This window comes from Kitasatospora sp. NPDC091335 (assembly GCF_044757205.1).
In the GTDB taxonomy this organism is placed as follows: Bacteria; Actinomycetota; Actinomycetes; order Streptomycetales; family Streptomycetaceae; genus Kitasatospora.
The window spans coordinates 16137-27405 of record NZ_JBIVUM010000033.1 but is presented as its reverse complement, the minus strand read 5'-3'; the positions used below and the strand labels follow the sequence as shown (position 1 = coordinate 27405).

Here is an 11269-nt window from a genome sequence, read left to right as displayed (position 1 = left end):
TGAGCGTTTGAGCGTACAGAGGGTACGCACCGTACGGAACAAGGAGCGGTCAGGTGCAGCGCTGGCGTGGCCTGGAGGAGATCCCCGGTGACTGGGGACGCAGCGTCGTCACCATCGGCTCGTTCGACGGGGTGCACCGTGGACATCAGCTGATCATCGGGCGGGCGGTCGAGCGCGCCCGCGAACTCGGCCTCCCCTCGGTGGTGGTGACCTTCGACCCGCACCCGCGCGAGGTGATCCGCCCGGGCAGTCACCCACCGCTGCTCGCGCCGCACTCGCGCCGTGCCGAGCTGATCGCGGAGCTGGGCGTGGACGCGGTGCTGGTGCTGCCGTTCACCACCGAGTTCTCGAAGGAGTCCCCGGAGACCTTCGTCCGGCAGGTGCTGGTGGACGCGCTGCGCGCGCGGCTCGTCATCGAGGGCCCCAACTTCCGCTTCGGGCACCGGGCCGCGGGGAACGTCGCGCTGCTCGGCGAGCTGGGCAGGGCGGACGACTTCGAGGTCGAGGTGATCGACCTCCAGGTGTGCGGCACGGCCGGGGACGGCGAGCCGTTCTCCTCCAGCCTGACCCGCAGGCTGGTCGCGACCGGGGACATGGCCGGAGCCAACGAGGTGCTGGGCCGCCCGCACCGGGTCGAGGGCGTGGTGGTGCGCGGCGCGCAGCGCGGCCGCGAGCTGGGCTACCCGACCGCCAACGTGGACACCGTGCCGCACAGCGCGATCCCGGCGGACGGCGTGTACGCGGGCTGGCTGACCGTCGAGGGGGAGGGGCCGCTCCTGCCCGAGGGCACGCGGGGAGAGCGGATGCCGGCGGCGATCTCGGTCGGCACCAACCCGACCTTCGACGGCACCGCCCGCACGGTGGAGGCGTACGCCATCGACCGGGTCGGCCTGGACCTGTACGGGCTGCACGTGGCCGTGGACTTCCTGGCCTACCTGCGCGGGATGGAGAAGTTCGACTCCATCGACGCGCTGCTGGACCGGATGGCCGACGACGTCAAGCAGGCCCGCGAGCTGACCGACGGCGGCTGAGCGCCCGCAACGACGGAAGGGGGTCCGCCGACCGGTGTCGGCGGGCCCCCTTCCGCTGTCTCACTGCTGGGGCGCCTGCGGCGGGTAGCCGTAGCCGGGGCCCGGCTGCTGCGGCCAGGGCGTCCCCGGAGCGGGCTGCTGCGGGTAGCCGTACCCGGGCGGGGGCGGCGGGGCCTGGCCGGGCTGCGGTGCCCACGGGGCCCCGGGGGCGGGCAGGCCGGCGTGCTGCGGGTAGGGCCGGGGCTGCTGCTGCGGGTCGGCGTAGGGCTGCGGGTAGGCCTGGGCCTGCTGTTGCCAGCCGGACTGCTGGGCGGCGGCCTGCTGGGCCCGGGCGACGTCCTCGCCGACCAGGGTGGCCAGCTCGAAGTACGCCTCCCTGACCTTGGGCCGCATCATGTCGAGGTTGACCTCGGCGCCGGCCGCCAGGCTCTCGTCGAACGGCACCACGATCACGCCGCGGCAGCGGGTCTGGAAGTGCGCGACGATGTCCTCGACCTTGATCATCTTGCTGGTCTCGCGGACTCCGGAGACCACCGTGATGCTGCGCTGCACCAGGTCCGCGTAGCCGTGCGCGGAGAGCCAGTCCAGGGTGGTCGAGGCGCTGGAGGCGCCGTCCACGCTGGGGGTGGAGACGATGATCAGCTGGTCGGCCAGGTCCAGCACCCCGCGCATCGCGCTGTACAGCAGGCCGGTGCCGGAGTCGGTCAGGATGATCGGGTACTGGCGGCCCAGCACGTCGATCACCTGGCGGTAGTCCGAGTCGTTGAAGGTGGTGGAGACCGCGGGGTCGACGTCGTTCGCCAGGATCTCCAGGCCCGAGTTCAGGTCCTGCGAGGTGAACTGACGGATGTCCATGTAGCTGCGCAGGTGCGGGATGGCCGTCACCAGGTCGCGGATGGTCGCGCCGGTCTGGCGCTTGACCCGGCGGCCCAGGGTGCCGGCGTCCGGGTTGGCGTCGATCGCGATCACCTTGTCCTGGCGCTCGCTGGCCAGGGTCGCGCCGAGCGCGGTGGTGGTCGTGGTCTTGCCGACGCCGCCCTTGAGGCTGATCACGGCGATCCGGTAGCAGCTCAGCACCGGGGTGCGGATGATCTCCAGCTTGCGGGCCTTCTCGGCCGCCGCCGCCTTGCCGCCGAACTGGAAGCGCGGCTGCTGGCGCTGCTGCTTGGGCTGGCTGCGCAGCAGCCGGTCCGAGGACAGCTCGACGGCGGCGGTGTAACCGAGCGGCGCGCCGTGCGCGGTCTGCTGCGGGGCGGCGGCCTGCTGGAACGCGCTGGGCTGCGGGGCCTGCGGCTGCTGCTGCCAGGGCTGGCCCGGCTGCGGCTGGCCGGGGTGGACCTGCGGGCCGGGCTGCGGCTGGGCCGGCTGCTGGTACGCGGCGGGCTGCGGCCAGCCGCCCTGGCGCGGGTCCACCGGGCCGGGCTGCGGCACCGGGGCAGGCTGCGGCGCCGGGCCGGCCTGCTGTGCTGCGGCGGCCTGCTGGGCGGCCCACGCGGCCTGCGGGTCCCAGCCGGCCGGCGGGCCCTGCGGGTCCTGGGGGAGCTGCGGCGGGGCCTGCTGGACGGGCGGCTGCGCGAAGTTCTGCGGCTGGGCGGGCTGGACGGGCTGGGCGGGGTGCACCGGCGGCGCGGCCGCGGCGGGCACCGGCGCCGGGTACGGGTGCGGCAGGGGCTGCTGGGCGGCGGGCGGCTGCGCCGCGGCCTCCGGAGTCGGCCAGGCCGGGGCGGCGGCCTGCGGCTGCTCGGCCACCGGCGGAGCCACCGCGGCGGCGGGGAACGGGACGTGCTGCGCCTCGGCCTGCACCGGCGGGGCCGGCGGGGCCGGCACGGCGGGCGCGGGTGCGGGCGTCGGAGCGGGGACGGCGAGCGGCGCCGCGGCCTGGTCGGCCGCCGGAGTCTGGGCCTGGGCCTGGGCCTGCTGAGCCTGCGTCGGAACGGCGGCGGCCACCGGGGCGTCGGGCCCGGGCGCCGCCGCACCGGGCGCCCCCGGCACAGCGGGGGCCGCAGCCGCAGCGGCCGCAGCGGCCGGTGCCGCCGAGGTCTCGGTCTGCACGTACCAGGACGGGGGAGTGTAGTCAGGCGCGTCCGACCAGTCGTCGTCGTCCTCCGCCGCGTTGTCGCCGACGTAGACGCCGTCCCGATCGCTGCTCACTCTGGCTCCCTCGTGTTCGCCGCCGCTTGTTCAGCGGTGCCGTTGCCGCATCAAAGACTAGGCCGTACGGCAACCCCCGTTGAAGGCGGCTTCGCTTCCCTTCCGGCCCGCCCGGTGCGGCGAGCCGCTGCTCAGTCCATCCGGCGCGGGCCGCCGAGCACCTGCTGTTCGGCCTGTCCGGCCACGGCCCGGACGTACTGACGCCGCATCCGGGTCGCCCACAGGGTGAGGTCGTCACCGAGGGTGGGCAGCGCGGCCACGTCCTCCGGCGGCAGCGACAGCACCCGGCCGGTCAGCTCCGCCTCCTGCGGCGAGATCCGCTGCACGCCGACCAGGTCGGCCGCGTTCAGCACCCGGGAGGCGTTCGGACCGAGGTAGGGCAGCAGCGTCAGGGTGGTCTGCCAGGGCGCGGCGGAGAGCCGACTGCGCGGCGGTCGGGCACCGAGGTCGCGCACCACCAGCACCGGCGAGGCCACCGAGGCGCCCTGCGGGCCGAGCCGGCCGATCTGATGGACCGTCACACACGGCTGGCCGCCGCCGGCCGCCTGGGCCATCGGGCCCCACAGCTGCGCGCGGGCGGTCTCCACCGCGACCCGGGCGCCGATCGCGGCCGCCCGCAGCGCGATGACCTGCGCCGTCCACATGCCGCCGACCAGCACCAGGTCGTACGAGGTCGGGCGGAACAGGCCGAGCACCGCGGGCAGCCCCTGCGGGTCGACGCCGATGACCACGCCGTCGTCGCCGACCGGGAGGGCCAGCGCCGCGAGGTCGGCCGCCTCCAGGACGTGCTTCTCCCGGCGGGGGCCGCGCAGCCCGAAGCCTGGCAGGATCCGCGGCCTGGTCCGGCGCTGCTCGGCGCCCGGCTGCGGGCCGAGGGTGGGATAGGACTGGTACGCCATCAGGAAGCCCCTCCGAGCGGCAGGGTGGCGAGCATGCCGGGTGCCTGCTCCAGGTCGAGCCGGACCAGCCCGAGCCCGGTGCTCTGCGCCCTGGTCTCCACCTGGCGGCCGGCCTGCCCGACCTCGCTCTCGCTGCGGCCGGTCACCCGCAGGTGTCCGCTGACCGTCACCGAGCCGCCGGTGCCGTGCCCCGCGGTCAGGCTGAAGGTGCTGGCGAGGGCCGGGGAGCCGGTGATCAGGTTGACCAGGTCCGGCGCGGCGACCCGGCCGGGCGCGCCGCCGGGGCGGCTCAGCTGCGGCCAGCGGGAGATCCAGTACGTGGTGTGCCAGCGGTCGTCGATCCGCCAGAACCGGTTGCCCTCCTGGGTGCGGCGGGTGGTGCCGCCGCCGCTGCCGGTGCCCTGCCGGCCCGCCACCGCGATCGGGTTGGCGCAGGTGGAGATGGCCAGGGCGGCGATCAGCTCGCGCTCGTCCAGCACGGTCGCGTTGAACCCGGCGCTGTTGAGCCGTCCGGCCAGCTGGTCGGTGACCCGCTGCAGGGCCTTGCGGGCGCCCTCCTCGCCGCCGCCGCGGGCCCGGACGGCGGTGGCCGCGCGATCCGGGTCGAGCTTCAGCGCGACCCAGGTCAGCCGCAGTCCAGGGGTGGAGGTGCCGTCCGGCAGTTCGCGGTAGGCGCGGGCGGCCAGCGACTGCTCGGGCAGGTGGGGGGCGGGGGCGGGCTGGGTGTGCTGGACCAGCTGCACCGACTCCAGGGTGATGTCGTCCACGGTGAGCGCCGAGCAGATCACGTCCAGCGGCAGCGGCAGCGCGGTGCGCACCGGGCGCAGCGGTTGGTCCTTGGCCTGGACGAGCAGCACCGAGCTGAGGAAGGTCCCGTCGCCGACCATGCCGGTCTCCCGGCGGACGGGGCGGCCGCCGAACTCGGCCTCGGTGGCGTGGGTGCAGGTGCGCAGTCCCGGTTCGAGCTCCAGCGCGGGCGCCAGCGCCGGGTCGGTGCCGGCCGGCGGCAGCAGCGTCCTGGCCTTCCTGCGGCGGGACTTGAGGGCGGCCCTGACGCGCAGCAGTTCCGGGAGGGTGCGCCCGCGCACCGGCACGACCGCGAGGACGAGCAGCACCAGCGCGACCGCGCCGAAGCCGGCCGCGACCGGGCGGCTGATCGTCCAGCCGACCGCGACCAGGGCCGCCGCGACCTCGACCAGGACGAGCTGCTGGAGCTTCAACCGGCCGCCGAGGAGCCCGGGTCGGGGATTGACCCGGACTTGCACGGCGCCGCCGCCCCCGGTGCCGGTCGGCTGCGGCGGGGCGGTCCCGGCCTCGGTCGCCGGTGCGCTGTGCTGCGCCCGGTCGGCCCGGCGCGACCTCCCGACGCCCGCGCTGCGGCGGCGTCCTGGAGCGGTCTGGCTTGGCATCCCCCGGTGGCCCTCTCTGATCCGTTGCCGCGGCCCGGCTGGCTGGTTCGCGGACCGTACCCGTACCGTACTCACCGTCTGCTGCCGCATCGTAGAGGGTTCGCGCCGGTTCGTGCCCGGCGGGTGACCACGGGGCAGGCCGGTCTGACGGGGTCCGGCAAGGTCTGACAAGGGGGACGACGACGATGGCATCGCGCCGGGACGAGCTGAACGCGTACACCTTCGCCCGCAAGCGCACGGTGGGCGCCTTCCTGCTGCCCGCGGGCGGGGGCAGCGACGAGGACGCGCCGCGTCCGGTGAAGGCGGTGCTGCCGAGTGTGCTGGCCGGGGTGGTGATCGTGGCCGGCTTCGGGTTGTGGGGGGTGTTCAAGCCGAGCGCGCCGGTGAAGTGGGACGACGGCAAGAACGTCATCCAGGGCAAGCAGTCGACCACCAGGTACGTGGTGCTCACCGATCCGGACGGCAGGACCAGGCGGCTGCACCAGGTGCTCAACATGTCCTCGGCGCGGCTGGTGCTGCCCGCGGGCGCCAAGGTCGTGGTGGTGGACGACGGGGTGCTCGACCGGTACCCCAACCACGGGCCGACGATCGGCATCCCGTACGCGCCGGACAAGTTGCCGACCACGGACAACGCGAGCAAGCCGATGAAGTGGGCGGTGTGCGACCGCCCGGGTTCGGACGACAAGCAGGAGACCGTCAACCAGGCGGTGTTCGTGGTGGCCGGCGCGGACGCGGCGGCGCTGGCGGCCAAGGACCGGATGCTCGGCCCCGACCAGCTGATGCTGGTGCAGCAGGCGGACGAGCAGCAGGTGTCGGCGGCGCCGGCGCCGGGCCAGCCGGCCGCCGCGGGGGCGGCGGTGTTCCTGGTCGACGCGCAGGGCCGCAAGCACCCGATCGGCTCCCCGCAGTCGGACGAGAAGGAGCGCAAGGCGCTGATCACCGCGGTGTTCGGGCCCAACGCGGTGCCGCAGCGGGTCAAGCGGGACTGGCTGGAGACCCTGGTGAGCGGAACCCCGATCACCTTCCCGAAGGTCGAGGGCGTCGCCGACACCCAGGGCGGCAACAGCAAGGTGGAGCTGAGCAACCAGGCCGACCGCAGGGTCGGCCGGCTGGTGCACTACCAGGACCGCCACTACGTGGTCGGCAAGGACCAGCTCCACCTGGTCACCGCGTTCCAGGCGGAGCTGATCCGGCAGAACCCGGCCTTCCAGGTGCTCTACAAGTACGACCAGGACAAGAAGCCGCGCAGCGACGAGATGACCCCGTCCGACAACGCCCAGTGGGGCGGCGACGTCCGGCTGCCGGACACCGCGGCGGACTGGCCGCTGAAGGCCGGTGCCCCGGTGAACAACTGGCAGGACCGCCAGGACGCCCGGATGGTCGTGTGCAGCACCTTCGACGGCGTCGCCGAGGACGGTGGCACGGCCAGGCGCAGCGTCTGGGCCGGGACTTCGTACCCGGCGCCGTACAACAACGGAGCCGGGGCCGCGTACGTGACCCCGGGTCACGGGCTGTTCTACCGCTCGCTGGACCACTCCACCGCCGGCTCGGGAAGCGACTTCCTGATCACCGAGACCGGGCTGCGCTACTCCGTCCCGGCCAACGGGGACGGCGGCCGGCGCCCCACCGGCACGCCGCAGCCCGGTCAGAGCGGCACCCCGAAGCCGTCGGCGCCGCCGTCGGGCACCCCGGCCCCGGGGGCGCAGTCCCAGCTGCCGGGCCAGCAGCCGTCCCAGCAGCCGGAGGAACCCGGCGGCAACCAGGCCAGGTTGGGTTACCAGGGAGTCCAGCCGCTGCCGGTACCGAAGGAGTGGTCCAACCTGGTTCCGGCGGGCCCGCCGTTGACGGCGAAGAGCGCCGCCCAGCCGCAGAACGCCTGACCGGCCAAGCGCGGCAACCGAATTGGCCTCAGTGTCATGGTCTGGTAACTACTCCCTGCTCGGTGTTGGGTGAGTTGCGTGTGCCGACTACAGTGCTGCTGGACATCACACGGGTGATGGGACGGACGGCCCGCACCGGGCGCTCCGTACACGCAAGAATGTTGTCTCATGGGGGACGGTGGAGCATGGCTCAGGGTCAGTTCACGATGACCGCTCAGGAGATGCTGGCTTTCGCCAAGCAGATCGAAGAGGCCATCGGCAAGATCGAGGCTGAGCGGAACAAGCTCATCAGCACGGTCTCGGGTGTCACCAGCGGCTGGAAGGGCCAGGCGGCCACGGCCTACACGACTCTGCAGGGCAGGGTCAACGACGACATCGCGAAGCTCAAGGACTCGCTGACCGCGATCAAGCACGCGATCGAGCTGACCACCAAGCACTACGCGAGCACCGAAGAGGAGCAGAAGGCGATGTTCGGCTCGGCCCAGGGCTGACCACCGAATTCGCGCTGATCACCGCGGCCGCGGCGATCGCCGTTCTGTCCCGATCCACCGCTCCGCGGAGCGCCCGCCACTGACCGCGTGGCGCTCCGCGCCCTCGTCAAGGGAGACAACGTGTCCGACCAGATCCTCGTCAACTTCCAGACCGTTCACCAGGCGGCCGAGGAGGTGCGCGCCTCGGCGGGCCGCATCGACCACCTGCTGAACGACCTCAAGGCGAATGTCACGCGCATCGCCGCCAGCTGGCAGGGTGCCGCCCAGCAGGGCTACCAGCAGCACCAGACCCAGTGGGACACCCGCGCCAACGACCTCCAGCAGACCTGCGCGAAGATCGCGACCTCGCTGGACCAGGCCGCGCAGAGCTACAAGACGACCGAGGACGCCAACTCCAAGCTCTGGGGCTGACGTTCGGGTTCCACAGAGGAACGGCAGGGGGCGGGTACCCGGATTCCGGGCACCCGCCCCCGACGCGCGGCACGGGTGGACGACATGAGGGGTGGCAGGGTGTCCCGACACGGGTACCGGAAGGCGGCCGCGGCGCTCGCCGCGTTCGCGGTGCTGGGCGGCCCGCTCGCCGCTCCGGCGCACGCCGACGGCGGGACCGGACTGGCCGCGGCCGGCGACTGCCCCAAGAACGCGCCCGACGTGCAGACCGTGCCGTGGTCGTTGCAGCGGCTGCTGCTGGACGAGCTGTGGCAGGGCGGGCGGACCACCGGCGCGGGCGTCACCGTCGCGGTCATCGACACCGGGGTGGACATCACCAACCCGCAGCTGACCGGCAAGGTCGACGAGGGCCCCAACCTGCTGGTCAACCGGGAGACCAAGGAAGCGGTCCAGGGCAAGTCCATCGAGGACCCGGTCGGCCACGGCACCAAGGTGGCCGGCATCATCGCCGCCGGCCGCAGCCCCAGGACGGGCTTCGTCGGGCTGGCCCCCGACGCCCGGATCTTCTCGGTCCGGCAGAACGACAGCGACGGCAACGGCGACGTCTCCACCCTGGTCACGGCGATCAGGAAGGCGGTCGACCAGCCCGGTGTCAGGGTCATCAACATCTCCCAGGACGTCCGCGGCGCGGGCGACGCGCACTTCGGCGGCTACCAGGAGCTGAAGGCCGCCGTCGAGTACGCCGAGGCGAAGGACGTCGTGGTGGTCGCCTCCACCGGCAACGACGGCAAGGAGGGCGACACCTATCCGGGAGCCTTCCCCACCGTGCTGGCCGTCGGCGCCTCCGACCGCAACAACGAGCGGGCGCCGTTCTCCCAGTACGGCGGCTTCGTGAAGGTCGCCGCGCCCGGTGTCGACATGCTGTCCACCGTGCCGGGGAGCGGCCAGTGCGTGGACAACGGCACCAGCTTCGCCGCCCCGTACGTCTCCGGGCTCGCCGCGCTGCTGAGGGGCGCCCACCCGCGCTGGAAGGCGGCCCAGGTGCGGGCCTGGATCGAGCAGACCGCGCAGCGCACCCAGCGGGAGCCGGACGAGTTCGTCGGCTGGGGTGTGGTGGACCCGGTCAGGGCCGTCACCAAGGCGCCCGACGACGCGCCCTTCGCGGCGGCCCCGGACGCCCCGGTGCAGCTCGCCGCCGCGCCGATCGTGCCGCGCCCGGTGGGCCTCGGCGAGACCCAGGCCGACCGCGACGGCCGCACCGCGACGTACGTCCTCGGCATCGGCGCCCTGCTGGTCGCCCTGCTGATCGGCGGCGGCGTGGTGCTGCGCGACCAGCGGCGCAGGTCCGCCGACTGACGATCGGCGGGAATCGGCCCCACCAGGACCCACCGGCCCTACCGAGGCCCGCCGAGGCCCGCCGGGGCCCGCCGGGGCCCGCCGGAACTCCCGCGCGGATGTGGCGGTGCCCCGGGCTGGGGGAGGCCCGGGGCACCGCCGTGTGGGGGAGGGGTGGGGGTCAGTCCTGCTGGTCCTCGGGGAGGCTGATCACCCAGCGGGTGTCCTGCCGGGGGCGCAGGTAGAACAGCCAGTAGAGGGTGGCGGCGGCGGTGATGCCGCCGGTCCACAGCAGGGGCTCGGCGTCCAGCTTGGTGATCACGTAGACCAGGACGACGATCAGCACGACGGGGACGGCCGGCCACAGCGGCATCCGCCAGGCGGAGGCGTGCTTGTGGTGGGCGCGGCGGGAGAGCAGCGCGGCGATCGCGACCAGCAGGTACATCCCGGTGACGGCGACGCCGGTGATGTTGCTCAGCAGCTCGCCCTTGACGAAGCAGAGCGCGGCGCCGGGCAGGCCGACCGCGAGGGTGGCGATCCACGGCGAGCCGAACCGGCCGAGGGTGCCGAAGGCCTTGTTGACCGGCTCCGGCCAGGCCTTGTCGCGGGCGGAGGCGAACAGCACCCGGGAGTTCTGGATGACCATGACGATGCCGGCGTTGATGATGGCCAGCGCGACACAGAGGCTGATGAAGGTGCCGACCGCGGAGTTGCTCCAGGCGGTGACCATGCCGGAGATGTCGCCGGCGGCCAGGGTCTGGAGGTCGGGGGCGCCTATGGTGATGGCGACGACCGGGACCAGGATGATGGCCGAGGAGATGCCGAGCGTCCACAGCACGGTGCGCGAGACGTTGCGGCGGGGGTTCTCCAGCTCCTCGGACAGGTAGACCGCGGTGGAGAAGCCCTGGGTGATGAACAGGGCGATGCCGAGCGCGCCGACGATGGCGCCCACGCTGACCGTGGTGGTGGCGCCGCCCTCCCCGGTGACCACGCCGTGCAGCAGGCTGGGGGCGTCGCTGTTGGTGTGGGCGAAGCCGAGCACCGAGACCACGCCGGCCGCGATGACCTCCAGCACCAGGAAGACGCCGGTGATCCAGGCGTTGGCGCGCAGGTCGAGCAGGCCGGCCAGGGTGGCGGCCAGCATCACGGCGGCGCCGGTCATGGCCTTGTCCAGGTGCAGGACGGGGGCGAGGTAGTCGGCGGTGCCGAGGGCGATGACCGAGGGGACGATCATCACCACGATCAGCGAGAGCACGAAGACCAGCCAGCCCATCAGCCGGCCGGCCAGGGTGCCGACCATGGCGTACTCGCCGCCGGCGCTGGGGATCAGGGTGCCGAGTTCGGAGTAGCAGAAGGCGACCGCGACGCAGAGCACGGTGCCGATCGCGATGGCCAGCGCGGTGGCGCTGCCGATGCTGGAGAACAGCTCCGGCACGATCACGAAGAGCGTCGAGGCCGGTGTGACGCAGGACAGCGTGAGCAGTGTGCCGCCCACGACGCCGATCGAGCGCTTGAGCTGCTGGGGCGCTGCCGCCTCGGCCGCCGGGGCGGCTACGGTCTGTGGCGGGCGAAGCGTGTCGGTCATGTGGCTTCCGATCGGCTGTGCGGTCCTGGAGTGGGAGCGGTATCGCCTCCGCTGGCTGGTTGCTCGGTGTCCGTTTCCAGTCGCTCCCGGGCCGCCAT

The 11269-nt window shown here is 73.7% G+C and carries 9 protein-coding genes; 5 read left to right on the top strand and 4 right to left on the bottom strand.

The window, feature by feature from the left end; translation table 11 throughout:
• The first annotated feature begins 53 nt into the window (after window positions 1-53).
• A complete protein-coding gene (locus ACIQOW_RS38725; RefSeq protein ID WP_401092538.1) occupies window positions 54-1031 on the top strand; it encodes a bifunctional riboflavin kinase/FAD synthetase in 978 nt (325 codons plus the stop codon).
• A 60-nt stretch (window positions 1032-1091) separates the two neighbouring features.
• On the opposite strand, the gene ACIQOW_RS38720 is transcribed toward ACIQOW_RS38725, so the two are convergent.
• From ACIQOW_RS38720 to eccE, 3 genes are all read right to left on the bottom strand, one after another.
• Window positions 1092-3182, bottom strand: a complete 2091-nt coding sequence (locus tag ACIQOW_RS38720; RefSeq protein WP_401092536.1) for a MinD/ParA family protein — start codon at window positions 3180-3182, stop codon at window positions 1092-1094.
• Window positions 3183-3313: 131 nt separating this feature from the next.
• On the bottom strand, window positions 3314-4081 hold the full coding sequence (locus tag ACIQOW_RS38715; RefSeq protein ID WP_401092535.1) for a hypothetical protein: 768 nt from the start codon (window positions 4079-4081) through the stop codon (window positions 3314-3316).
• Complete coding sequence (eccE, locus tag ACIQOW_RS38710; RefSeq protein ID WP_401092533.1) at window positions 4081-5490, bottom strand: type VII secretion protein EccE; 1410 nt, start codon at window positions 5488-5490, stop codon at window positions 4081-4083. Before eccE ends, ACIQOW_RS38715 begins: the two co-directional genes overlap by 1 nt.
• A gap of 185 nt (window positions 5491-5675) precedes the next feature.
• Between eccE and ACIQOW_RS38705 the strand changes: the two genes are divergently transcribed.
• From ACIQOW_RS38705 to mycP, 4 genes are all read left to right on the top strand, one after another.
• Entirely contained in the window at window positions 5676-7370 is a 1695-nt protein-coding gene (locus ACIQOW_RS38705; protein WP_401092531.1) for a type VII secretion protein EccB, read from the top strand.
• Window positions 7371-7555: 185 nt separating this feature from the next.
• Window positions 7556-7861: a WXG100 family type VII secretion target gene (locus tag ACIQOW_RS38700; RefSeq protein ID WP_401092529.1), complete on the top strand. Its 306-nt coding sequence runs from the start codon at window positions 7556-7558 to the stop codon at window positions 7859-7861.
• A gap of 120 nt (window positions 7862-7981) precedes the next feature.
• On the top strand, window positions 7982-8272 hold the full coding sequence (locus ACIQOW_RS38695) for a WXG100 family type VII secretion target (protein WP_401092527.1): 291 nt from the start codon (window positions 7982-7984) through the stop codon (window positions 8270-8272).
• Window positions 8273-8371: 99 nt separating this feature from the next.
• The gene (gene mycP / locus ACIQOW_RS38690; RefSeq protein WP_317619923.1) at window positions 8372-9607 is read left to right on the top strand and encodes a type VII secretion-associated serine protease mycosin; all 1236 of its coding nucleotides are present in this window, start codon (window positions 8372-8374) and stop codon (window positions 9605-9607) included.
• Between the two features lie 160 nt (window positions 9608-9767).
• Here the strand turns inward: mycP and ACIQOW_RS38685 are convergent, their stop codons facing one another.
• Window positions 9768-11171, bottom strand: a complete 1404-nt coding sequence (locus tag ACIQOW_RS38685; protein ID WP_401092525.1) for an APC family permease — start codon at window positions 11169-11171, stop codon at window positions 9768-9770.
• Between the last annotated feature and the right edge of the window lie 98 nt (window positions 11172-11269).